Annotated in this window: 22 protein-coding genes; 12 read left to right on the top strand and 10 right to left on the bottom strand. The window is 49.1% G+C overall.

The genetic code is table 11. The features are described from left to right. The 3 genes from ureC to ACO0LF_RS04125 are packed head-to-tail and all read right to left on the bottom strand — an operon-like array spanning position 1 to position 2,312. Positions 1–1,698, bottom strand: a complete 1,698-nt coding sequence (ureC, locus tag ACO0LF_RS04135; RefSeq protein WP_423012159.1) for an urease subunit alpha — start codon at positions 1,696–1,698, stop codon at positions 1–3. Further along, positions 1,695–2,000, bottom strand: coding sequence for an urease subunit beta (locus ACO0LF_RS04130; RefSeq protein WP_423012157.1), 306 nt, complete (start codon positions 1,998–2,000; stop codon positions 1,695–1,697). The genes ureC and ACO0LF_RS04130 overlap by 4 nt, the downstream gene beginning before the upstream one ends. A gap of 9 nt (positions 2,001–2,009) precedes the next feature. Then, complete coding sequence (locus tag ACO0LF_RS04125) at positions 2,010–2,312, bottom strand: urease subunit gamma (RefSeq protein WP_110253278.1); 303 nt, start codon at positions 2,310–2,312, stop codon at positions 2,010–2,012. Positions 2,313–2,627: 315 nt separating this feature from the next. On the opposite strand from ACO0LF_RS04125, the gene ACO0LF_RS04120 reads away from it, so the two are divergent. The 6 genes from ACO0LF_RS04120 (at position 2,628) to ACO0LF_RS04095 (ending at position 9,536) form a co-directional block, all read left to right on the top strand. Then, positions 2,628–3,230: an RNA polymerase sigma factor gene (locus ACO0LF_RS04120; protein WP_423012155.1), complete on the top strand. Its 603-nt coding sequence runs from the start codon at positions 2,628–2,630 to the stop codon at positions 3,228–3,230. An 8-nt stretch (positions 3,231–3,238) separates the two neighbouring features. Continuing rightward, a complete protein-coding gene (locus ACO0LF_RS04115) occupies positions 3,239–3,733 on the top strand; it encodes a hypothetical protein (RefSeq protein ID WP_423012153.1) in 495 nt (164 codons plus the stop codon). An 80-nt stretch (positions 3,734–3,813) separates the two neighbouring features. Then, positions 3,814–5,031 carry a hypothetical protein gene (locus tag ACO0LF_RS04110; protein WP_423012151.1) on the top strand — a complete coding sequence of 406 codons (1,218 nt, stop codon included), beginning with the start codon at positions 3,814–3,816 and terminating at the stop codon, positions 5,029–5,031. A gap of 410 nt (positions 5,032–5,441) precedes the next feature. Then, the gene (locus tag ACO0LF_RS04105; protein ID WP_423012149.1) at positions 5,442–6,515 is read left to right on the top strand and encodes a threonine ammonia-lyase; all 1,074 of its coding nucleotides are present in this window, start codon (positions 5,442–5,444) and stop codon (positions 6,513–6,515) included. Between the two features lie 116 nt (positions 6,516–6,631). Then, on the top strand, positions 6,632–8,413 hold the full coding sequence (locus tag ACO0LF_RS04100; protein WP_423012147.1) for a DUF885 domain-containing protein: 1,782 nt from the start codon (positions 6,632–6,634) through the stop codon (positions 8,411–8,413). Between the two features lie 178 nt (positions 8,414–8,591). Further along, the gene (locus ACO0LF_RS04095) at positions 8,592–9,536 is read left to right on the top strand and encodes a VTT domain-containing protein (protein ID WP_423012145.1); all 945 of its coding nucleotides are present in this window, start codon (positions 8,592–8,594) and stop codon (positions 9,534–9,536) included. A 5-nt stretch (positions 9,537–9,541) separates the two neighbouring features. Here ACO0LF_RS04095 and ACO0LF_RS04090 read toward each other — a convergent pair whose 3' ends face one another. After that, a complete protein-coding gene (locus ACO0LF_RS04090) occupies positions 9,542–10,438 on the bottom strand; it encodes a LysR family transcriptional regulator (RefSeq protein WP_423012143.1) in 897 nt (298 codons plus the stop codon). Between the two features lie 97 nt (positions 10,439–10,535). Between ACO0LF_RS04090 and ACO0LF_RS04085 the strand changes: the two genes are divergently transcribed. Next, positions 10,536–11,615, top strand: coding sequence for an NAD(P)H-binding protein (locus ACO0LF_RS04085; protein WP_423012141.1), 1,080 nt, complete (start codon positions 10,536–10,538; stop codon positions 11,613–11,615). Here the strand turns inward: ACO0LF_RS04085 and ACO0LF_RS04080 are convergent. From ACO0LF_RS04080 to urtA, 6 genes are all read right to left on the bottom strand, one after another. Next, positions 11,559–12,446 carry an urease accessory protein UreD gene (locus ACO0LF_RS04080; RefSeq protein WP_423012139.1) on the bottom strand — a complete coding sequence of 296 codons (888 nt, stop codon included), beginning with the start codon at positions 12,444–12,446 and terminating at the stop codon, positions 11,559–11,561. The two genes, ACO0LF_RS04085 and ACO0LF_RS04080, sit on opposite strands and share 57 nt — an antisense overlap. Before the next feature lie 28 nt (positions 12,447–12,474). Further along, on the bottom strand, positions 12,475–13,173 hold the full coding sequence (gene urtE, locus ACO0LF_RS04075; RefSeq protein WP_423012137.1) for an urea ABC transporter ATP-binding subunit UrtE: 699 nt from the start codon (positions 13,171–13,173) through the stop codon (positions 12,475–12,477). A 12-nt stretch (positions 13,174–13,185) separates the two neighbouring features. Beyond that, the gene (gene urtD / locus ACO0LF_RS04070) at positions 13,186–14,031 is read right to left on the bottom strand and encodes an urea ABC transporter ATP-binding protein UrtD (protein ID WP_423012455.1); all 846 of its coding nucleotides are present in this window, start codon (positions 14,029–14,031) and stop codon (positions 13,186–13,188) included. Between the two features lie 5 nt (positions 14,032–14,036). Beyond that, complete coding sequence (gene urtC / locus ACO0LF_RS04065) at positions 14,037–15,140, bottom strand: urea ABC transporter permease subunit UrtC (protein WP_423012135.1); 1,104 nt, start codon at positions 15,138–15,140, stop codon at positions 14,037–14,039. 8 nt (positions 15,141–15,148) lie between these two features. Next, complete coding sequence (gene urtB / locus ACO0LF_RS04060; protein WP_423012133.1) at positions 15,149–16,747, bottom strand: urea ABC transporter permease subunit UrtB; 1,599 nt, start codon at positions 16,745–16,747, stop codon at positions 15,149–15,151. 99 nt (positions 16,748–16,846) lie between these two features. Beyond that, on the bottom strand, positions 16,847–18,100 hold the full coding sequence (gene urtA / locus ACO0LF_RS04055; protein ID WP_423012131.1) for an urea ABC transporter substrate-binding protein: 1,254 nt from the start codon (positions 18,098–18,100) through the stop codon (positions 16,847–16,849). Between the two features lie 662 nt (positions 18,101–18,762). Between urtA and ACO0LF_RS04050 the strand changes: the two genes are divergently transcribed. From ACO0LF_RS04050 to ACO0LF_RS04030, 5 genes are all read left to right on the top strand, one after another. Beyond that, the gene (locus tag ACO0LF_RS04050) at positions 18,763–20,088 is read left to right on the top strand and encodes an ATP-binding protein (RefSeq protein ID WP_423012129.1); all 1,326 of its coding nucleotides are present in this window, start codon (positions 18,763–18,765) and stop codon (positions 20,086–20,088) included. Between the two features lie 14 nt (positions 20,089–20,102). Continuing rightward, complete coding sequence (locus tag ACO0LF_RS04045) at positions 20,103–21,743, top strand: EAL domain-containing protein (RefSeq protein WP_423012127.1); 1,641 nt, start codon at positions 20,103–20,105, stop codon at positions 21,741–21,743. A 69-nt stretch (positions 21,744–21,812) separates the two neighbouring features. Further along, positions 21,813–23,369 carry an ATP-binding protein gene (locus ACO0LF_RS04040; RefSeq protein WP_423012125.1) on the top strand — a complete coding sequence of 519 codons (1,557 nt, stop codon included), beginning with the start codon at positions 21,813–21,815 and terminating at the stop codon, positions 23,367–23,369. Next, a complete protein-coding gene (locus ACO0LF_RS04035) occupies positions 23,366–24,679 on the top strand; it encodes an HD domain-containing phosphohydrolase (protein WP_423012123.1) in 1,314 nt (437 codons plus the stop codon). The genes ACO0LF_RS04040 and ACO0LF_RS04035 overlap by 4 nt, the downstream gene beginning before the upstream one ends. After that, positions 24,679–25,209: a response regulator gene (locus ACO0LF_RS04030; protein WP_423012121.1), complete on the top strand. Its 531-nt coding sequence runs from the start codon at positions 24,679–24,681 to the stop codon at positions 25,207–25,209. Before ACO0LF_RS04035 ends, ACO0LF_RS04030 begins: the two co-directional genes overlap by 1 nt. The last annotated feature ends 4 nt before the right edge of the window (positions 25,210–25,213 follow it).

Genomic DNA, 25,213 nt, shown 5'->3' with positions numbered 1-25,213 from the left:
TTAAAATAAAAAATAACGTTGGGCCATGGGCAGGATTTTTGCCGGTTCGCATACCAGTAATTCACCATTGGCACGGACTTCATAGGTTTCAGAATCAACTTCCATTTTTGGCGTCAGACTATTGTGTATCATGTCCTTCTTGCGAATCTGGCGCGTGTTTTTAACAGCAATCAGGGTCTTGTTCAGCTTCAGCTGGTCTGCCAGACCCGCATCCAACCCCGCCTGCGAGACAAAGGTAAACGACTTTTTCAGCCCACCACCAAAGGCACCAAACATCATGCGGTAATGCACAGGCTGTGGCGTTGGTATCGATGCATTCGGGTCACCCATCTGTGCTGCAGCGATCATGCCACCCTTGATGATCATTGATGGTTTGACACCAAAGAATGCGGGCTTCCACAAGACGATGTCGGCAATCTTGCCTACTTCCAGCGAACCTACTGCATGAGCAATGCCATGGGTCAGCGCCGGATTGATCGTATATTTGGCGATATAGCGTTTAACACGAAAGTTATCGTGACGCGCATTGTCCTCCGCCAGTGAACCGCGTTGCTGCTTCATCTTGTCTGCCGTTTGCCAGGTGCGCATGATGACTTCGCCTACTCGGCCCATGGCCTGGGAATCAGAAGACATCATGGAAATGGCACCGATATCATGCAAAATATCTTCAGCCGCGATGGTTTCGCGCCGTATGCGTGATTCGGCAAAAGCAATGTCTTCTGCAATCGCCGGGTCCAGGTGATGACAGACCATGAGCATGTCGAGATGCTCGTCCAGAGTATTGACGGTGTAAGGCCGGGTAGGATTGGTGGATGATGGCAGTACATTCGCTTCGCCCACCGCAGCGATAATATCCGGTGCATGACCACCGCCCGCACCTTCGGTATGGAAGGTGTGGATAGTCCTGTCCTTGAATGCCGCCAGAGTGTGCTCCAGAAAGCCTCCTTCGTTCAGCGTGTCACTGTGGATGGCAACCTGCACATCCATATTGTCAGCCACGGTCAGGCAATTATCGATGGCTTGTGGCGTCGTGCCCCAGTCTTCATGCAGCTTCAAACCTATGGCGCCTGCCCTGATCTGCTCTTCCAGCGGTAAAGGCAGACTGACATTGCCCTTACCCATAAAACCCAGGTTCATGGGAAAAGCATCTGCCGCCATCAGCATGGAATGCATATGCCAGGGGCCTGGGGTACAGGTGGTTGCCGCCGTGCCGGTGGCTGGGCCAGTACCACCACCCAACATGGTGGTGACGCCACTCATCAATGCTTCTTCAATCTGCTGCGGACAGATAAAATGAATGTGTGAATCGATGCCACCAGCAGTCACGATCTTGCCTTCACCGGCAATAATCTCGGTGGCGCCACCAATTGCCATATCAACGCCAGACTGTATATCCGGATTGCCCGCCTTGCCTATACAGGCAATCAAACCATTTTTAATGCCGATGTCTGCCTTGACTATGCCCCAGTGATCAATGATGACAGCATTGGTGATGACCGTATCCATGACTTGGCCATGCGGCCTTTGCGACTGGCCCATTCCATCGCGTATCACCTTGCCGCCACCAAATTTCACTTCTTCGCCATAGATGGCAAAGTCTTTTTCAATTTCTATGAATAGATTGGTATCCGCCAGACGGATACGGTCACCGGTAGTCGGCCCAAACATTTCAGCATAGGCATGACGTGAAATTTTCATAGCGCCCCCATCACTTTGCCGCTAAATCCATAGACTTTTCTATCGCCCGCCAAAGCCACCAGCTCTATGCTGCGCTGCTGTCCAGGTTCAAAACGTATGGCCGTGCCAGCAGCAATATTGAGGCGCATGCCGTAGGCCAGTTGGCGCTCAAATTGCAGCGCCGGATTGGTTTCAAAAAAATGAAAATGTGAACCCACCTGTATCGGCCTGTCGCCACTATTTGCTACAGTAATGCTGACAACGGCACGACCAACATTCAGTTCTATATCCCCATCCTCTATTAGAGTTTCGCCTGGTATCATGGTTTTCTCCTAAGGAATGGGGTGATGAACGGTAACCAATTTGCTGCCATCCGGAAAAGTCGCTTCTACCTGGATATCAGGAATCATTTCCGGCACACCTTCCATGACGTCGGCACGGCTGAGTATTTGCGTGCCTTCCGACATCAGTTCAGCCACCGTGCGGCCATCACGCGCACCTTCCATGATGGCGGCAGTAATCAGGGCGACTGCTTCCGGGTAATTCAGCTTCAGGCCGCGTGCCTTGCGCCGTTCTGCCAGCAAAGCGGCAGTAAATATCAGCAACTTATCTTTTTCTCTGGGTGTCAGATCCATATTTTTCTCAATTATCTTTCGGGCAGTGCCGTTTAAGGCTGAACCGCTTAAGCAGGCAGAATCATTATTTGTCCATATTTCCAAAATAACAAGCAACGACCGCTTGCAAGTAGAAACTGCCCAACAAAAGCATTATGAAAAGCAACACAGCAAGTTTTGAACCAAGGCTAAATAGCCTACCTTGCGAAAAACTGCACCAAACAGTGGCAAATCATCCCCAGATTGGTGCGCAGAGAAGAAAATCCCATCAACATAAAATAATTGGAACTTTTAAAGTCTCTCAAGGTAATACCTTAAAACAACCTACAAATAAACGTGGAAAACCAAGAGACAGATTCCAGCTTGCTGACACAAATGCGCGACGGTGATGTTGCTGCATTTCAACGCCTGTACCAGCGCCATCAGGGACCTATCTATCGCTATGCCCTGATGCGATGTGGCCAGGCAGCGCTGGCAGCGGACGTAGTTCAGGATGTTTTCACGGGTTTATTGAGCAAGTCTTACCGTTATGAAGCAGGCCTGGGCAGTTTGCAGAATTTCTTGTTTGGCGTAGCCAGGAATTTATTACTGAAACAGGACCAGGCAGAACGCCGCCACCAGCCATTACCAGGTCATAGCGAAGAAGATGGAGAAGAAGTCTTGATGAGTGAAACAACAGAACCAGCAGACGCTATCTTCCAGCAGCAAATGACTGAGCATGTGCGGCAGGCAGTCTCGGTACTGCGTCCTCACTACCGCGACGTGATTATTTTGTATGAATTGCAGGAACTGTCGTACGCAGAGATTGCCGTAATTTGCGACATAGATATAGGGACAGTGCGCTCGCGCCTGTCACGGGCACGTGCCGCTATATTGCAATATAGCGAAAGACTGGGCTGGCGACCCGATACTGCCGGAAAAACTGGAACACAGAGATGAAAGATCTTATGAATACCACACAGGATGCCAGCAATGCAGATGCTTTGCTGGATCAGCAGTTCAGCCTTTTGCGCAAAGATTTGCAGGAGCTGAATACGCCAGCGACGATCGAGCAGGCTTTATTGCAAGCTTTCGCCAAGCAACAGTCCAAGGAAAAAAAGCAGGCGCGTAGCAGTCGCTGGCGCCCCTGGCTGGCAGGTTTACTGACACTGAGTGGCAGCTTTGGCCTGCTCATGCTGACAGTCATGTTTCCAGCATCTCAGCATCAATTGACGCCGGACAGCACTACTGTTTCAAGTACAGAACTTCCTCCTTTTGTCGCCCTGGTGCCGCTGGAGCGCCTGAATAACGAAACACCTAGCATGCTGGAAGCAGAAGTCCCGGCAGCCTGGCTCGCCAGCCTGGGTATGCCAGTCTCGCCAGAAATAGCTGGTGACATGGTGCAGGCGCAAATGCTGGTCGCTGCCGATGGTGAGCCATTAGCCATGCGACTCCTGAAGTAAGCAATAAGCTACTCAATAACGCTACTTAATAACTAAAGCAGCATAGAAAGACAAAAATGACACACAGAAAAGGAAGCATCATGAAAACCAAACTGCCACTCTTCATATTGTTAAGCTCTGCCTGGGCAATGGCACATGCCAATACAGACAGTGACACTGCAAACCCAGCCGAAGAAAAACCTGTGCGTCACCACGTAGAAATCATACAAATGCCTGCCGTACCGCCGCTGCCGCCCATTCCACCGATGCCTGCAATGCCACCTATGCCCTCTGTACATCCCATGCTGGCACTGGCTGATTTACCTGACTCAAAAAACGTCAGCAAGATAGTCTCCGATGCCATGAGCCAGGCATTTGTCAGCATGCAAGGCATGCATAGTATCCGGCCAATTAAAAATGCTCCATATACCGCTGAAATCGTCACAGAGAAAACCCAGACCCTGGCCGATGGCAACCAGATCAGTAACAAAACCACCAGCTTGAACTACAGGGATGCTGCAGGCCGCACCCGTCAGGAAATACGCGACAGCAAGGGCAATGTCCAGCACATCGTCATCGTTGACCCGGTTGAAAACCTGCGCTACATCCTCATGCCAGAAAAAAAGACGGCAACCAAAATGCACATGGGTAAAGACCTGGACGAAAAAATGGCCAGTGCCAGAGAAAAACTTGATGCCGCCAAAGAAAAACTGGACAAGTTGAAACAGGAAGGAAAAACAGTCAGCGTAGAAAGCCAGCGTAATGGTGACGAAGTCATTGTCAAGCGTATAGAGCGTAAAACAAGTGGTGACAAGGCAGAGGGCAGCAAAGACCTGCGCGAAGAAGTCCAGGTCAGAGTCATCCGTGCTGGTAACGCCAGCGACATGCCAGCACTGCACACCAGCCTGAGCTCAGCATCAGGCAATTTCACCAGCCTCATGGCCTTGAGTCCCATGTCCATGGCTTTTCTGGATAATCGCTGGACTGCTAAAGGAAACACAAAAGACCTGGGTAGCCGTGACATTGATGGCGTACGCGCAGAAGGTAAAATGCGCTCCTACCAAATCCCCGCTGGTGAAGTCGGTAATAAAAACCCTATCACCGTCAGTTCAGAAAGTTGGTATTCACCAGAACTGCAAATGACCGTCTACGCAAAACAGACGGACCCACGTACAGGTGAATGGAATTACAAGCTAAATAATTTAAAACGCACTGAACCAGCAGCGAATTTATTTGCTATCCCCGAGGGTTATACTGTGAAAGAAATACCTGCGACTCCAAGAATTGTTGTGGAAAAACGCGAAGAAAAGACACCCTGATCCCTCTGGCCAGCCGGGCCGTTTTGCAGGGCTTGTGAGTGGACAAGATCAGGATTCCCGACCTGTCTTGCCACTCTTTTTTAAAGTTTGCTTGCCAATACTAAAGTTTGCTTGCCAATACTCCTGTGATTGGTTATAGTTTTTCGCATGCACGCAATAACCCATCCCCTGCTGAACACGAACTTATGCGCAATCAATGCCGCATCTGCTGTCGTGCACGCGATTGCGCTGCCTGTTGTTTCCATCTGCGACATTTCCATTATTCGAATTATTCCGGGTCGTTAAGCTACGGCGTATGCCGGTGCCTGGCGGCCCTTCAGCTCATCCTGTTCTGATTTCCTGAGCGGTTTACTACCTCTATCACGCTCTTGCTATATCTGATTTTTTGCTGATTTTATTCTGGAGTTTTTATGTCCCATGTCGCTACTGACAGGCCTGTGCACGCCCCTGCGTTTTTGCCGTCCACCTTATTGAATACAGATTTTCCTTACCCTTCTTTGGCCGATATCCGTAAAACGGCGGCAAAATTATCACAACAGGTATTGCACACACCGGTCTGGCATTGGCAAACCGGATCTGCCCTGGACAAACTGGAGCCTGATACTGAAGTTTGGCTGAAACTGGAGTTGTTTCAAAAAACCGGCACGTTCAAACTGCGCGGTGCTTTGAATTGTATTTCAGCGCTGGATGCTGATGCGCGCGAGCGTGGTGTGGTAGCCGTCAGTGCAGGCAATCATGCGATGGCAGTTGCCTATGCGGCCAAGCTGGCGGGCGTATCTTGCAAAGTAGTGTTGCCACGTCATGCCAGCCCTACCCGTATCAAGGCTTGCAGGCAAGATGACGCGGAAGTGATACTGGAGGCGGATATGCATAAGGCATTCGCGCTGGGGCAGCGTATTGTTAAAGAAGAGCAGCGCACCATGGTCCATCCTTATGATGGGCCATTGACTGCACTCGGAACTGCGACCGTAGGTTTGGAATTGATGCAGCAAGTTGTGCAACTAGATGCGGTGATTGTACCTATCGGTGGTGGCGGCTTGTGTGCTGGCATTGCTTCTGCCGTTAAACAAATATCGCCACATTGTGCCGTTTACGGGGTGGAGCCTTATGGGGCGGACGCCATGTACCGCAGTTTTCAGTCAGGGAAGGCAGAGAAACTAAGTACCGTCAATAGTGTGGCCGACAGCCTGTGTGCGCCCTATGCCATGGACTACAGTTTCCGGGTGTGCCAGCGCTTTGTTGATGAGATCGTCAGGGTCAGTGATGATGAAATCTGCAACGCTATGTCAGACCTGTATCATGATGTCAAACTCGTGGCCGAACCAGCTGCTGCCGTTGCCACTGCTGGCTTGTTTGGCCCTTTACGCCAGCGCCTGGCTGGCAAACGGGTAGCAGTCATCGTTTGTGGATCAAATGTGGACCCGGGCAGGTATGCAGAATTATTAGGACGTGCAGTGGCGAATGAAGAAGAAATCATTGCCTGAAGCAGATATGGTGCATGGATGGCAAAGGGCCAAGGTCGATATTTCCTATGAACTTTGATTTTAAGTAGCAGTCAGATACAAGACTTGTCATCCCTAACTAATAAAAAATGAGACCCATGCGTCAATACACCCTCGCCTCCGTTCTTCGCCTTTCGTCATTGGTGCTGGCCGTCAGCACCGCCTTTGCTCCGATTGCCCAGGCAGGCACTGCCAGCCCGAGCACGGCAGAAATTCAATTCAAAGCCTTGTCTGATCGCTATTGGGAATATTTTCAAAAAATCAATCCAGAAGCGGCGACACTGTATGGTGAATACAAATTCAATGGAAAGCTGCGTGATCTGTCAGAAAAAAATCTACTCGAGGCAGAACGAGAAGCAAAAGTATTGCTGCATAAAATAAAGGCCATCCCATCTGCCAAGCTCAAGCCTGCAGCGCAGACTGATCGTCAGTTATTGATACGCAGCCTGTCAGACCGTCTCAGTAGTTATCAACTAAAAACTTACCTGATGCCGCTAGAGCAAATGAGCGGCGTACAAGCAGCCTTGCCACAACTGCTGGCAGTCACTCCGTTTGAGACCGAGCAGCACTACAAAGATTACATCTCGCGCCTGAATCAAGTACCTCAGCAATTCAAGCAGGCGATGCTGTTGGCGAGGAAAGGACAACAGCAAGGCATGATACCGCCGCGCTATATCCTTGAAAAAGTGGCGGTGCAATGCGCTGAAATTGCAGCCTTGTCTGGCGAGGGGAATGTTTTCGCCAGCCCGCTCAAGCGTTTCCCGACACAGTTTACTGAAACCCAAAAAACTGAATTGCGTGCAGCCATACTCAAGGCTGTTGATGAAAAAGTGCGCCCGGCCTACCAGGAACTAGGACAATTTGTCAGCACAGAATATGCGCCTAGAGGCAGAGCTGAACCGGGTATCTGGTCCTTGCCTGGCGGTGAGCAAATATATCGTTTTGCAGTACGCACGCAAACCACGACAAGTCTGAGCCCTGAACAAATCCATGACATCGGTTTGCGGGAAGTCGCTGAACTGGAGGCGCAAACTGAGCAACTGGCCCATGTGGCTGGCTATAAAAATACGACTGAATTTCGTGCCGCCGTCAAAGCTGACCCCAGGCAAAAACCTGGCTCGCGTGAACAGATTATTGAAAATTACCAGTTTTACACCAGGCAAATGCAAGCCAAACTGCCTGAGCTATTCGGTGTTTTACCTAAAGCGGATTTGAAAATCGCTGCCATCCCAGATTTTCTGGAAAAAGATGCCGCTACCAATTATCAACAAGGGACGGCAGATGGCAAACGTCCTGGGCAAGTCTGGGTCAATACCTATAATTTCGCCAATCGCAGTCTGGTTGGCAATGAGTCAACGGCTTATCATGAAGGCGTACCCGGTCACCATATGCAGATTTCCATCGCCCAGGAATTGCCGGATATGCATCCCTTCCACCGCGCCTTGAATGATGAATACAATGCCTATGTAGAAGGCTGGGCCTTATATTCTGAACGCCTGGGCAAGGAGATAGGATTCTTTCAAGACCCGGTCAGCGATCTGGGCCGGCTGAATGGAGAACTCTTCCGCGCCATACGCCTGGTGGTGGATACTGGCATACATGACAAGCATTGGACACGGGAGCAAGCCCTGGATTATTTTGACAAGCATGCGGGCATACGGCCAGAATCAGAAGTAGACCGCTATGTTGCCTGGCCAGGCCAGGCATTGAGCTACAAGATAGGTCAATTGAAAATCATAGAATTACGCAAAAAAGCCGACGCAGCACTGGGAACTAAATTTGACTTGCGCGCCTTTCACGACCACCTGCTCAATGCTGGCCCCTTACCTCTGGATATGCTGGAACAGCATGTGCAGACCTGGATAAACAAGCAACAGTAATCCTGAATTGTGTTGTAGCTGCGTGAAGGCAGCATATGTCTTTGTATGTTAGTAGCGGCTATGCCCTACAATATGTGTTCACACAGATGTGAGCACATATTGATGCTGCCTGAGGCTAAAACTCCTGCAATATCACACTCATTACTGATCATTCATATCCGGCAAGATTAGGAATCATATGCAACAAGGTTGGCTGGCAGATTTTTTTCGTCAAAATGATAGTTTGATGGTTTTTGTCAACGTCTTGCTGCAGCAACTGGGCTTGCCTGTGCCAGCGGTACCAACCATGATGTTCAATGCCAGTCAGGCCACGCAATCAACGCAGTTGCTGGTGCTGTTGATGGCAGCCGTGGCTGCATCCCTGATTGCTGACCTGATCTGGTATCAGGCGGGAAAGAAGTTTGGCTATAGCGTGCTGAAGTTTTTATGCAAAATGTCGATCAACCCTGGGTCTTGCGTGAACCAGACAGAAGCAAGGTTTCTTCGCTGGGGTGTGTGGTCGCTGGTGATCGGCAAATTTATTCCCGGCTTTTCTACGGTGGCGCCACCGGTAGCAGGCGCTTTGGGTATGCCGCGTACATCCTTCATGCTGGCGTCTGCAGCAGGTGCAGCTTTATGGGCTGGTTTGGCCTTGCTGGCAGGCTTTGCCTTGCAGGCGCAAATTGAAGCTGCTTTGGTATTTTTGTCGGCACAAGGTATACGTATCGCCGCCATTTTCATAGGCCTGGTGTTGAGCTGGCTGGCCTGGAAATTCTGGCAAAAGAAGCGTTTTGAAAAACTCGCATCCATCCCTCATTTCAGTGCAACTGAAATGTCAGACACAATAAAAACCAGCGCCCTGCCCCATATCATCGATTTGCGCAGCCCGGCGTTCATTGCAGAAACCGGCAGCATACCGCACGCTATGGTCAGCGAAGTCAAGCAGGTTGGCAATGCAGCGCGACAATGGCCAAGGCATGAAATGATCATCACAATATGCGCCTGCCCTGGCGATGCCGGTGCCGTGCATGCTGCGCACATCCTGAGACAATTGGGCTTTAAAGATGTCAGGCCATTTGCAGGTGGTTTTGATGCATGGCTGGAATTATCTACCCAGCATCCACACTTGCTGGTCAAGGCCTGAGCATTTCAGGTTTTTTGCAGCAGGGCCTGCAATTCCTTAACCAGATGATCAAAGGTAGTCCTGTAACGCTGACTGGACCGCAAGTCCTCATGCATGACTACCCAGACCGGGAAATCAATTTGAAATTCATCTGCCAGCACACGCTGCAGTTGAGTATGCTGCTGGGCCAGGCCAAGCTGACAGATGCCTATCCCATAGCCTTTGCGTATCGCAGAAAATTGCACCAGGTCGCTATCGGCACGCAAGGAAAAATCAGCGCGCTGTACCTGCGGGTAACGTTTTTGCAAAGCCCGGATATAGGGAAATTCCCTGTCATAGCCAATCACACTATGGTTTTTTAGCGCCATCAAATCAACTGGTATTCCATGACGCGACAGATAATCGACATGGGCAAAATAACCCAGGCTGATCGTACCAGCACGACGGGCAATCAATGCATCTTGCAAGGGTTCGGTATTGCGTATGGCGATGTCAGCATCACGCTTGAGCAAATCCTGAGTATGGTTGGTTATTTGTAGTTCTATGCTTAATTCAGGATAGCTCTGCTGCAAACCTGCCAGCATGCCTGGCAATATCTCTACCCCCATGACTTCTGATGCGGTAACACGCACTGTGCCTCTTACCTCATTTGCTTCTGACGACACACTGCGCAGCAAAGCGCTTTCGGTTGCCCGCAAACTTTCTGCATAAGGTTTCATGGCCAGCGCGGCGATGGTGGGTGACAAGCCAGATTGGTTGCGCACGAACAGGGTCGTGCCCAAAGCCTGTTCCAGCGCCTCTATCTGTCGCCCTACCGTAGGCTGGGTCAAGCCCAGGGCACGTGCAGCCCCCGACAATGAACCTTCTTCCAGCACTGCCAGGGCAGTTCGGTAGTAGTCCCAGTGTATATCTTTATTATCCATACAAAAATGTATATCACCTATGCAGTTTTAGCGAATTGTATATAGCTTCGCAAACATACACAATGGCTACATCAACCAAACATTAAGGAGAAACAAAATGACTCAGCAAACATCCAGCAAGATTCAAAACAACACGCAAACCAATGCTCAAACCAACAAGCAAGCCCTGGTATTGGGTGCAACTGGCGGCGTAGGTGGTGAAGTGGCACGCTTGCTCATGCAACGCGGCTGGCAAGTCACTACCCTGCACCGCAATCCTGATCAAGTAAAAGATAAAACAGCAGCGCATATCTGGATGAAAGGTGATGTCATGGTGCAGGATGATGTGGTGCAAGCTGCGGCAGGAAAATCTGTCATCGTCCACGCTGTCAACCCACCTGGCTACCGTGACTGGGAAAAACTGGTATTGCCTATGATAGACAATACGATCGCAGCAGCCCAGGCCAGCGGTGCACGCATACTGCTGCCAGGCACGGTTTATAACTACGGCCCGGATGCCTTCCCGCTGATTGCAGAAAACGCGTCCCAGTTCCCTATCACTAAGAAAGGGAAAATCCGGGTAGAGCTGGAACATCGCCTGCGTCTGGCTGCTAGCAAGGGTGTCAAATCCCTTATCGTCAGGGCCGGTGATTTCTTTGGTCCCAAGGCAGCCAATAACTGGTTTTCACAAGGCTTGGTAACACCAGGCCAGCCAGTAAGTGTAGTGCGTTACCCTGGCAGCGATGGCGTTGGTCATCAATGGGCTTACTTGCCGGATGTGGCGGAAACCATGGTGCGCTTGCTGGAACGCGAAAAAGAACTGGGTAATTTTGCCCGCTTCCATATGGAAGGCCATTGGGATCATGATGGCAAACAAATGGTCGCCGCAATTGGCCGCGTCACTGCCCAGCCTGCATTGAAAGCAAGCTGGTTCCCTTGGCCGGTGTTTGTTTTGCTGGCACCTTTCAAGCAAACCCTCAAGGAAATGCTTGAAATGCGTTACCTGTGGCGTACAGAAGTCAAAATGTCGAACCAGGCTTTGATAGACTTTTTGGGTGAAGAACCACGCACACCGCTGGATGTGGCAGTTCGTACCAGCCTGGCAGGTCTGGGTTGCATCAAGCGTAACGCAAGCTACGAATCAAGTGTTCCAGATGCGCGGAATTTTGGCATCACACCCAATCACGACAGGGCGTAAATGCTGCCACACCATCTGCATCCAGAGCCGGGCAACTTCACTGGAGTTGCCCAGGTAGCGTGCAACAATGACAGACTTCATTTGCGTGACGCCAAACATGGCGTCTACTTCACGCTCAGACAATAAGACCGATGTTTGTTCACGCAAAACCTGCAATTGTTCACCGGACAGCATGGCACCAGAAGCCAGTACCATTGCCGACACAGATTTGCCATTCAAACCCAGTAGGCTTTGCATGGCAGGGCTGCCACCTTGCAAACTGCCCTGTTCATGCCAGATCATTTTGTCTTCACGATAGATGCTGCAATGCTGTTTGATCCGGCCACTGTTATAGGTTTCGCCAGAGGCAGTGCGGCCAAAACAGAAAATATCAGCCGCAATCAGCCTCGCATCTGCTGCCAGATGTATGGTCTGGTGTAAATCGACACAGGCATCGTCAAAAAAGATGGTTTCTTGCGGCAGCCATTCCAGCCTGGCACCTGGATCCAGTTTTAGATTGATATGTTGTGCGGATATATAGCCATTACTGCGATACCATTTCGCCGCACCGGGTGTCGTTACCAGTGCATGGGTATCAGCAGCCAACTTCACATCGACCTTTAACTGGTCGCCACCGACTACCCCACCCGGCGGATGAATGATGATGGCATGGCACACCTCATCCCCTTCAGGATACAAAGGCTTTTGCACACGCAAGGGGCCATTGTGCTTACGTTCTGTCAGGCGCGTGACATCGCCATCCTTGCTAAAGCCCAGTTGCAGGCTGGCTTGCCAGTGTGATTTTATGACGCTTGACGGTAGTAAGGGGAGCGCCGGACTGCAGACATCCATATTCAGCTAGCGAAAGGTAAAGACTGCACTATACCGCCAGATGCCGCTTGACGTCATCACCGTCCATCAACTCCTGGCCGCCATAGGCCACGACTTCACCGCGCGACAGCACAACAAAATGATCTGCCAGTTCACGCGCAAAATCGAAATATTGCTCGCACAGCAATATGCCTATATCGCCCCGCTCACGCAGCAGGCGGATGACGCGACCTATGTCCTTGATGATGGACGGTTGTATGCCTTCAGTAGGTTCATCGAGGATGATGAGCTTGGGCTCGGCCAGCAAGGCGCGGGCAATGGCAAGCTGCTGCTGCTGGCCACCCGACAAATCACCACCTCGCCTGTGCAACATTTCTTTTAGAACGGGGAAAAGCTGATATACCTCATCCTTGATTTTGCCTGCCTTGTGTGCTGGCAGACTGGCCATGCCCATGAGCAGGTTTTCTTCCACGGTAAGGCGGGCAAAAATCTCACGGCCTTGCGGTACATAGGCTATCCCTGCCCTGGCTCTGTCATGCGGCGAAAGTTTATTGATGTCGCGACCTTCAAAGCTGACCGTACCTTCAGTGACAGGCAAGACGCCCATCAGGCATTTCAGCAAGCTGGTCTTACCGACGCCATTACGGCCCAGCAAGGCCATGCATTCACCTTTTTTGAGTGACAGTGAAACGCCACGCAAGGTGTGACTGGAACCGTAATGCTGCTGTAGTTGTTTGACTTCAAGCATGCTTGGCTTTCATTAGCGTCCCAGGTAAACTTCAATCACGCGTTCATCAGTCTGTACCTGCGCCATCGTGCCCTCGGCAAGTACAGATCCCTCATGCAATACCGTGACTTTGCCCTGCTGCGCAATTTCAGTGACGAAACCCATATCATGTTCGACCACCATGATGGAATGTTTGCCGCGCAATTCATTGAGCAATTCAGCAGTGCGTGCAGTCTCTGCATCTGACATGCCAGCCACTGGCTCATCGAGCAAGATCAGTTGCGGCTCCTGTATCAGCAGCATGCCTATCTCCAGCCACTGCTTTTGGCCATGCGACAACAAGCCAGCCTGTCTTTGCTCTTGTCCATCCAGACGTATCAATTGCAGGATGGCGGCGATTTTGTCTTTTTGTTCGCTGTTCAAGCGGGCAAACAGGGTAGTCTTGACGCGCTTGTCCATTTTCATGGCCAGTTCAAGATTTTCGAACACACTGTGTTGCTCAAACACTGTTGGTCGCTGGAACTTGCGGCCTATGCCGGCATGGGCAATATCCACTTCACTCATGCGTGTCAGGTCCATGGTCTGGCCAAAGAATGCAGTGCCGGATGTGGGTCGGGTTTTACCGGTAATTACATCCATCATCGTGGTTTTGCCAGCGCCATTGGGGCCGATGATGCAACGCAGTTCGCCCACAGATATATCCAGGTTCAGCTTATTGATGGCCTTGAAACCATCAAATGAAACCACAATATCTTCCAGATACAAGATAGCACCGTGGGTGGTATCCACTCCTTCCGGTTTGATACGTCCATAAGATACACCCTGGTCACCAGTAGCACTCTCGTACTGCTGCCCTGGTCGCAAGACGCCACTCATCATATAAGTCATATGGGCTCCCGCTGTTTTTTGAACTTGCTCACCAGGCCCAAGACGCCCTGTTGCATGAATAAGGTGACCAGGATGAACAGCAAGCCCAAGGCATACAGCCACAAATCAGGAAAAGCCGCAGTGAACCAGCTTTTGAGGCCATTGACAGTAAAAGCACCGATGATAGGGCCCAGCAAAGTGCCGCGCCCGCCAACTGCGGCCCAGATCACCATTTCTATGGAATTGGCAGGCGACATTTCAGACGGATTGATGATGCCTACCTGTGGCACATACAAGGCGCCAGCAATACCACAGAGTATGGCTGACAAGGTCCAGACAAACAGCTTGAACCAGAGAGGGTTGTAACCGATGAACATCAGCCGCGATTCTGAATCCCGCACGGCCTGCAACACGCGTCCGAGTTTGGAAGTGACTATCCAGCGGCACAGGAACAAGGCTGACAACAAGATCAGCAAGGTGATCAGATACAGCGCTGCCTTGGTACCAGGTGCTGTGATGGTAAAACCAAGGATACGCTTGAAGTCGGTAAAGCCGTTATTGCCTCCAAAGCCCGTATTATTACGGAAGAACAGCAGCATGAAGGCAAACGTCATGGCCTGGGTGATGATGGAGAAATACACACCCTTGATGCGTGAGCGAAAGGCAAAGAAACCAAAGATAAAAGCCAGCATACCAGGCACCAGCACCACCAGTGCCATGCAATACCAGAAGCTGTCTGTCATGGACCAATACCAGGGATAGGTTTTCCAGTCCAGGAAGACCATAAAGTCTGGCAGATTGCTTTGGTAGACACCGTCACGGCCAATTGCACGCATCAGATACATGCCATGCGCATAGGCACCCAGTGCAAAGAATACCCCATGCCCGAGAGACAAAATCCCGGTATAACCCCAGACCAGGTCCAGCGCCAGCGCAGCAAGGGCATAGCACATGAACTTGCCAACCAGGGCTATCGTATAGCTGGAAATATGTAAGACGTGACCAGCAGGAAAACTCAGGTTAAGAATGGGCAGCAATACTGCGATCACCGCGCACACCAATATGCCTGTCCATGCAGACCTAGAAAACAGCCCCTTTGCTGTTGCAAACGTTGTAGTCATAGTCGCACTCATTCCACACTCCTGCCTTTGAGCGCAAACAAGCCTTGCGGTCTGCGTTGTATGAAAATGATGATGAATACCAGGATGACGATCTTGGCCATGACAGCACCCGCCACTGGCTCCAGGAATTTATTCACTTCGCCCAGGCCAAAAGCCGCGATCACGGTGCCTGCCAGCTGACCTACCCCGCCCAACACCACGACCATGAAAGAATCAACGATATAGTTTTGCCCCAGATCGGGCCCTACATTACCCAACTGCGACAAGGCCACACCACCTAACCCTGCAATGCCAGAACCCAGACCAAAAGTCAGCATGTCTATCTTGCCGGTTGCCACACCTACGCAATCAGCCATGCGGCGATTCTGTGTCACGGCACGTACGAACAAGCCCAGGCGTGTTTTGTTCAAGATCAGCCAGACTACCAGCACCACGAACAGGGCAAAGAAAATAATGATGATGCGGTTATAAGACAGCACCAGTGAACCCAGTACCGTGATACCACCCGACATCCAGGAAGGATTGGCAACCTCGACATTTTGCGCACCAAAAATCGAACGCACAGCCTGCATCAAGATCAGGCTGATGCCCCAGGTGCATAACAGGGTTTCCAGCGGGCGGCCATATAACCAGCGTATCACCGTTCTTTCCAGCAAAATACCAACAGCGGCAGAAACCAGAAAGGCCGCAGGCAGAGCCAGCAACAAATAAGCATCCACAGCACCCGGCATGAATTTGCGGAACAGCATCTGGCAAACATAAGTGGTATAAGCACCTATCATCAGCAATTCGCCATGCGCCATATTGATGATACCCATCAGGCCAAAGGTGATTGCCAGGCCCAGGGCAGCCAGCAACAACACACTGCCCAGCGACACGCCATAGAACAGATTGCCAACAAATTCCATGCGTGCCAGGCGGCCGTCGATGGCATTCAGAGTATTGGCGGCCTCCAGACGTATACTGACATCGGCTTCGTTGTAGCTGCCATCGGGATTTTGTGCCAGCATCTTTTGCAGCACAGGTTTTAAATTAGGGTTGGGGCTATCCAGCAAAGCCTTGACTGCTGCCTTGCGCACCACTGGATCGCTAGCTTGCAAATTGGCAGTGGCAATCAGCATTTGCAGGCGGGATTTGATTTCGCTATCGTTTTCTTTCAGATAGGCTTTATTCAACAAGGGCAGTTGTTCTGGCGTTGCTTCTTTTTCCAGTGCAGTGGCTGCGACGAGGCGGGTATTTTTGTCTGGTGAAAATAATCTCAAACCTGACAGCGCGCTATCCAGTGCCGCACGCAGGCGGTTATTGATGGTGATTGCCTCGGCATCATCCGGCAGTTTTTGCATTTTCCCAGTACTCAGGTCCTTGGCCTGTGCGCCATCGACCAGGTAGACAGAGACATTCCTGGCAAACAACTGTTCATTTTTGAGTGCAGTCAACACTTCCACAGCCTCTTCATTACCCAGGGCTGCAATGGAGTTGACGGCGGTAATACGCGCATCAGGATCATCCCCCGCCAGCGCCAGCAAGAGTTTGCCATCGATAGCCGCATGCGCTGTCAGGCTGAACACGAACAAGACTATGCTCGCGCAGATTTTACGAAATATCATAGGCAACCAGGTCAGGTATGGAAAATCTGGTACAGCACTCAGAGCAATCGATGTGAAAGCCCTGAGTGCCTTTATCACTCCTTAAATATCATTCCTTTATTACAGTTTCTGCTTGCCTTCATTGCCCGGGATGAAAGGGCTCCATGGTTGCGCACGGATAGGTGTCTTGGTTTTGTAGACGACACTGAACTGACCGTCAGCCTTGATCTCGCCTATCATGACTGGCTTGTGCAAGTGATGATTGGTTTTATCCATGGTCAATTCAAAACCGGATGGTGCCTTGAAAGTCTGCCCACCCATGGCGGCAATGACTTTGTCAGTATCTGTGGACTTGGCTTTTTCAACTGCCTGCTTCCACATATACATGCCTACATAAGTCGCTTCCATAGGGTCATTGGTCACCACTGTTGCTGCGTTAGGCAATTTTTTGGCGGCAGCATAATCTTTCCATTTCTTGATGAACTCAGTATTTACCGGGTTTTTCACAGACTGGAAGTAATTCCAGGCTGCCAAGTGGCCCACCAGTGGCTTGGTATCAACACCGCGCAACTCTTCTTCACCGACTGAGAAGGCGACGACAGGTACATCCGTGGCCTTCAAACCGGCATTGCCGAGTTCTTTATAAAATGGGACATTGGAGTCACCATTGATGGTAGAGATAACCGCAGTCTTGCCGCCAGCCGCAAATTTCTTGATATTGGCAACGATGGTCTGATAATCAGAGTGGCCGAACGGTGTGTAGACTTCATCGATGTCAATATCCTTGACACCCTTGCTATGCAAGAAGGCACGCAGGATTTTGTTGGTGGTGCGCGGGTACACATAATCAGTACCCAGCAAGACAAAGCGCTTGGCACCACCACCCTCTTTCGACATCAGGTATTCAGTCGCAGGAATAGCTTGCTGGTTAGGTGCGGCACCTGTGTAGAACACATTTTTTTCCAGCTCTTCACCTTCATACTGTACCGGGTAAAACAACAGGCTATTGAGTTCCTTGAAAACGGGCAGGACGGATTTGCGCGATACCGATGTCCAGCAACCAAACACCACGGACACTTTATCTTGCGACACCAGTTGGCGGGCTTTTTCGGCAAACAGCGGCCAATTGGAGGCCGGGTCAACGATCACCGCCTCCAGCTTCTTGCCCATGACACCACCGCTGGCATTGATTTCATCTATCGTCATCAAGGCTACATCTTTAAGCGATGTCTCCGAGATTGCCATAGTGCCAGACAGGGAATGCAGAATGCCGACCTTGATGGTATCGGCGGCCTGTGCCTGCGTGAGCCAGCCGGAAGCGGCCAGAGTCATTGCGGCGACAGCAATTGCTTTCAAAACAGTACGACGTGACATGTTTTCTCCTGATAGTGGTGAGGTCATGGAAAGAAAAACCAAACTTCCATCAAGGAGTTAGCAGATAGCATGCCAGCTTCCGTGAGCAGGCCAGTGCACCAATAAATTTTGCCCCTGCAGATGGCACTTACTATGCCAGAGCGGTGTGGGACAAAATATCAAGAGATATATGTACTCTATGGTTTCAATACCTGCGAAATATCAGGCTATTCCCCTGCATGTTTTTTTGCAAAGTACTGAAACAATTTGGTGAAAGTCGCCAGTTAGTTGCGAATTGAAAAATAAACTCCGCTTTTCGGTGCAGGGTTGCTCTGGAATTGTGCGAAAAATATGATTTTAGGGAGCTGAGGCTTGATTTAAAAACCTGGATAGAAAAACGCTCAAAAAATACTGCCTGTTTGCAACAAAATCAGAGCATCATAAAATTCTTTCCATGGCGCGCTAAGTTCATGTTTTTATTGGACTTAATGAATGGTTTCTACTCTTTATGCGTATTTACCCTGACAACTTTGCTAAATAAATCCTTATAGATATAGAAATCACATCAAAGTCTATCCAGGCACATAGAAAAAAATAGCAATTCAATTATTTATTGCTCTAATATATAGACATAAGGGAATTTTAAAAAAACAATACTTCCATTCATTTTTCCAGCGGTGGTCATGGTGAATCAGTTTGATGAATTCAGCGTTCTACCTCCAGTTACCGGCGCGACTACTCAGCCCGCTACAGCAACTGGCATTTCCTCGGACGCCCGGCTGCAATATTTGATCGACAATACGCCCGCCATCATCTATAGCAGCGTGCCCACTGGCGACTTCAAAATGACGTTTGTCAGCAACAATGCCAGACATGTCTTGGGTTATCACCCTGCTGAAATGCTTGCAGACCCTAATTTCTGGTTTGAACATATACATCCAGAAGACATTCCAGAAATTTTTTCCAGCATCGCCAAACTATTTACTGAAGGTGAAAGAACCTACGAATACCGCTTCATGAGCCGTAGTGGACAATATGTCTGGATGCATGACATGTTAAGGCTGATACGTGATAAAGACGGCAATCCCGTCGAAGTTATAGGTTCATTAACCGACATTACCAAACGCAAGGAAATGGAAGCAAGCTTGTTCAAGAAAGGTGAAGAACAGCAACTTTTGATCAAAAAACTGCAAGAAGCCCATGAACAATTATTGCAATCTGAAAAAATGGCTTCAGTCGGCCAGCTTGCCGCAGGTATAGCCCATGAAATCAATAACCCCATAGGCTTTATCAACTCTAATATAGGTAGTTTGCGTAGTTATGTAGATAAATTATTTGAAGTCATTCAAGAATATGAGGATTTGCTGCGCCAGCAAGCTTCTGCTGCCATTCTGAACAAGGTAGATGAACTACGTGAAAAAGCCGATCTGGACTTTTTAAAGGACGACATACAGGATTTGGTCCGTGAATCCATGGATGGCCTCAAGCGCGTCAAGGATATTGTACAGTCGCTTAAAGATTTCTCACATGTCGGCGAAACCGACTGGCAAGAGGCAGATATACATCATGGCATAGACAGTACCCTCAACATCGTCATCAATGAAATCAAATACAAGGCGAACGTCGTTAAAGAATACGGCCAGCTACCACCAGTGAAATGCATTATTTCGCAAGTCAATCAGGTGATAATGAATTTGCTCGTCAATGCTTCTCATGCTATCAAGGAAAACGGCATCATCAAAATCAGTACTGGATGCGAAAAGGAAATGGCCTGGATCAAGGTGCTTGATACTGGAGCAGGCATTCCTCCGGAGAATTTAAATCGCATTTTTGAGCCTTTTTTTACAACCAAACCTGTGGGCAGCGGTACAGGCCTGGGACTTTCCCTTTCCTATGGCATCATCAAAAAACACGGTGGCAAAATCGATGTGCACAGTGTACTGGGAAAAGGTACTTGCTTTACTGTCTGGCTACCTTTACGCCAGGAAAATAGCGCAGTAGAAGCTTAGCCTTTGCAGTCTATATGGGACCAATTCAAATGAATACGGCAGCCTTAGACAGAATCGATATAGAAACCGAGCTTCAGGCTGCGATTGATGCCAATGAATTACATTTGCACTATCAACCCAAAGCCGATCTACAGACTGGTCAAATGGCTGGAGTCGAAGCTCTTTTGCGCTGGTCTCACCCTACTCATGGCCTGATCCCCCCTTCTGTCTTAATTCCGGTCGCAGAAAATTCAGAACTTATCGTCCGCCTGGGCGACTGGGTCATCAAGCAGGTTTGCAAAGACATCGCTGATTGGGACATGGCTGGCTTGAGAGCGCCTTGCGTTGCTATTAATATCTCCCCCATACAATTGAAAGATAGAAGTTTCGTCAAGCGTCTGACTGAACTACTGGCCTCAGCCAATATTGGTGCAGAAAAAATCTCACTGGAAATAACTGAAAGCGTTTTGATGTACCGCAGTGAAAGCATAGACCAGATATTCAGCGAAATAAAAAAACAAGGTTATGTGCTGGCCCTTGATGACTTTGGCACGGGTTATTCAGCCCTCAGCTACCTCAAGCACTTTCCGTTTGATTATGTCAAAGTAGATCGCTCTTTCATCCAGGAATTGCCCCAAAACCCGGATGATGTTTCTATCACCAGGGCCGTCATCTCCATGGCGCATAGCCTGGGTATCAAAGTGATAGCAGAAGGTGTGGAAACAGAAGCGCAATGCAAGTTCCTGAGTGAAAACATGTGCGATCAAATACAGGGGCATTTTTTTTCCAGGCCCATGAATGCTGAGCAGATCAAACAATTTTTGCAAGATAGTCAAATACTGGACAAGCATTTACTGCGTATGGGCAAGCCCGATCGCAGCTTGCTGCTGGTGGATGATGAACCCAATATACTTAATGCTCTCAAGCGCCTGCTGCGCAAAGATGAATACAAGATCTTAACAGCAAGCGGTGGCCATGAAGGCTTGGAAGTCCTGGAAAAAAACAGGGTGGATGTCATTATTTCTGACCAGCGCATGCCTCTGATGACAGGAGTAGAATTTTTGCGTAATGCAAAAAAACTCTACCCTGACACGGTTCGTCTGATTCTCTCGGGCTATACCGAACTGCAATACATTACCGATGCCATCAATGAAGGTGCCATCTATAAGTTTTTGACCAAACCCTGGGATGACGAATTAATTCGCGCCAATATCCGCGAAGCCTTTCACTACAAAGAAATGGAAGACGAAAACCGGCGTTTGAGCTTACAAGTACAAACAACCAATCAGGAACTCATCAGTGCGAATAAACAGTTGGCTGACATGCTGGAGCAAAAACAGAAACAAATCAGTCGCGATGAACTGAGCCTGAGCATAGTACGCGAGGTGTTGCAATATGTGCCCTTACCGATTATCGCGGTCGATGATGAAGACATGGTGGTTTTCATCAATAGCTCGGCAGAAAAAATCATTCCTGCAGCAAGGCTGGAGCTAGGCTGTCAGATTGAGTATCTGATACCGGATGCGGGTACGGGAATCCATGATTTTTCTGAGGGCTTGTGGTTTCCCGTGCAGGTATATGGCCAGCTTTTCAATGCACAATGGAAAAATTTGGGGGAGAAACATAAATCAACAGGAAAAATTGTCATGCTCATTGATGATCGTAATCGACACTGAACAAGCCTGCATGACTACAAATTGCACGTTATTCATGGATATGAATTACATAGCGGACCAGGTGAAGTAATGAACAAAGAATTTTCCTTGTCAGGGAATGGCAATGTAGCAGCATCTGCGGCAACCTCCGTTGATGCCCAGACTTCTGCGTTCCAGGCGGAACAAGACAAGCCGAAAGTTGACACGCCACTACTCAATAAAATGGGCATAGAACTCGCACAGTTTCTGGATAGTAGTCCTGTACCCACCTTCGTCATAGACTCCAACCATGTCATCACGCATTGGAACAAGGCTTGTGAATTTGTTCTGGGTTACTCCGCTGCCAGCATGATCTCGACGCGCAATCAATGGAAACCCTTTTATCGAGATAACCGCCCCATATTAGCTGACCTGGTCTTGTCAGGACATGATGACATCGTAGTTCACAAGTTTTATCACAATAAATTCTCCCAGTCTCAATTAATACATGGTGCTTATGAAGCTGTCGATTTTTTTCCTGATTTGCATGAACATGGCCTGTGGTTGCATTTTACTGCAGCACCACTGCACAACAAGGAAGGAAAAATTGTTGGCGCCATAGAAACCCTGGAAGACATCACAGAGCGTTATGATGCAGAAAATGCTTTGCGCCAAGCTCATAGCAACCTGGAAAACCTTGTCAAGAAACGTACTCTGCAACTGGCTGAAACCAATAGCAAGCTGGAAGCCGATATCAAGCAAAGAGAATCCGTAGAAAGCGAGTTAGTACGCAGAAATACCGAGCTGACTGAACTCAATGCCAAATTATCGATGGCGCAAGAACAATTACTGCAATCTGAAAAACTGGCATCCATAGGCCAGCTCGCTGCCGGCGTCGCCCATGAAATCAATAACCCCATAGGCTATATTTTTTCCAACTTTGCCACTCTGGAAAACTATATCAAAGATTTGTTCTCGATTATCCAGGCCTATGAATCGGCGGAACCGCATATTGCATCTGCCAGCATCAAGAATGAGCTGATAGAAATAAAGGAAGACAAGGAATTGTCTTTTCTCAAGGAAGACATTCCTGAACTGGTACAGCAATCGCGTGAAGGTATAGAAAGAGTACGCAAAATAGTCCAGGACTTGAAGGACTTCTCACGCGTGGACTCGCAACAAGAATGGCAATGGGCAAATATTCATGTAGGAATAGATTCAACTCTCAATATTGTCAATAACGAGATCAAGTACAAGGCTGACGTAATCAAGGAATATGGCAAAATCCCTGATGTAGAATGCCTGTCATCGCAAATCAACCAGGTCATCATGAACCTGGTGGTCAATGCATCGCATGCTATTACTGCAGAGCGCGGTAAAATCACCATACGCACCAGTTGTGACGACGAACATGTGTTTATTGAAGTGTCTGACAACGGTAGTGGCATACCAAAAGAAATTATCAACCGCATATTCGATCCTTTCTTCACCACCAAATCAATAGGTAAAGGCACAGGATTAGGTCTCTCCCTCTCTTATGGCATCATACAAAAGCATCATGGCAAAATCACAGTCAATAGTGATATCGGCATAGGTACCAGTTTCCTCATCAGCTTGCCCATCAAGCATATAGATCAATCCATAGAGGATGATGGTGGCAACAAATGAGTGCTGAGTCAGTCTCAACAGACATGCCGACATTGCTCTTCGTTGACGACGAGCCTAATATTCTTTCTTCATTGCGCAGGCTATTCAGGCAGCACTCCTACAAGATTTTCATTGCCAATGGTGGACAAGAAGGTCTGGACATACTGGAAAAAGAAAGTATCGATCTGGTTATTTCCGACATGCGCATGCCTGTCATGGATGGTGCAGTCTTTCTGGCTCATGTCAAAACCCGCTGGCCTGAAACCATACGCCTCCTGCTTACAGGCTATGCCGATATACAGTCCACCATAGACGCTATTAATCGTGGAGAAATCTATCGCTACATCACCAAGCCATGGAATGACAACGATATTGTATTGGTCGTCAAACAAGCACTGGAGCGCAAGGCACTGGAACTGGAGAAGAAGCGACTGGAAGAATTAACCCAACGTCAGAATGAAGAACTGAAGTCCCTCAATGCCAGCCTGGAAATCAAGGTAGATGAACGCACAGCAGACTTAAAAAAAGCGCACGCTTCACTGTTGCAGGTCAATGATAAATTGAAAAGCAGTTTCCTGACATCGATTAAAGTGTTTTCCAATGTCATAGAAATGCGTGGTGGCAAACTACTTGGGCATTCCAGGCGCGTTGCCGACCTTTCCAGAAAAATCGCAAAGAAACTTAATCTGGATACCCGCGAAGCGCAAGAGATTTTCGTTGCGGCCTTGTTGGCAGACATAGGAAAAATTGGTTTTTCAGACGAGTTACTGGCAACACCTGTCAACCAGATGCATGGCGAGCAACTGGGGCAATTCCACAAGCACACCCTGAGGGCCGAAGAACTGCTGATGCCATTGCAAGACTTGCAGGCCGCGGCAAAGATCATCCGTGCCCAGCATGAACGCTTTGATGGCCGGGGCTTTCCTGATGGTCTGGTCGGTGAGAATATCCCCATAGGTGCACGCATATTGTCATTGGCCAGTGATTATGACAATCTGCAAAATGGCAGCATGGTACAAAAACGCGTGCATATGGAAGATGCCCAGGCTTTGATCATACGTGGGGCTGGCAATCGCTATGATGAAAAAGTCGTCAACGCTTTCAAACAAATTATCAGTAATCAGGCTGAAGAAATAGATGATAGAGAAATCGACATCAAGCAATTACAGGTAGGCATGATACTTTCTGCGGATGTTATTTCCAAAGAAGGTATGCTGCTCTTACCTGCCGACTATGTGCTTGACCAGCATGTCATCGATAAACTGGCATTGTTCGAGCAGCCTGCAGGTGCTAAATTGATCATACGCATACACAGTAACAGGAGAAAATAATGTATAGAATCTTATTGCTGGATGATGAGCAAAATGTCTTACTGGCCTTGCAAAGAAGCCTGAAAGGCATAGCAAAAGACTTGGAAATGACCATGGAATTGTTTAATGTCCCTCAAGAAGCAATACAACGCCTGAGCGACACTCCCTTCGATTTTATTGTCTCTGACTATCACATGCCTGGTATGAATGGCATACAGTTTCTGGCGATCGCCAAGGAAATGCAGCCAGGTGCCATACGCCTTATGCTCAGTGCCTCCGCTGAATTCAAGACCATACTGGGGGCCATTAATGATGCAGAAGTGTTCCGTTATATAGCGAAGCCATGGAACCAGGAAGAATTGCTGGAAACCATACAACTGGCCGCAGTACGCCGTCAGCAAATCATGGAAGACCAGAAACTGGCAGATGAATTGCGGGTACAACGTGGGATGATCTCGCCCCAGGAACAAGAATTAAAACGTCTGGAAGAAACCGAGCCAGGGATTACCAAAGTAAAATGGGGCCCCGATGGCTCGGTATTGCTGGATTAATTCA

The organism is Undibacterium sp. Di27W, from assembly GCF_049340345.1.
Classification (GTDB): Bacteria; Pseudomonadota; Gammaproteobacteria; order Burkholderiales; family Burkholderiaceae_D; genus Undibacterium.
This window is presented reverse-complemented; position numbering and strand designations above follow the sequence as displayed.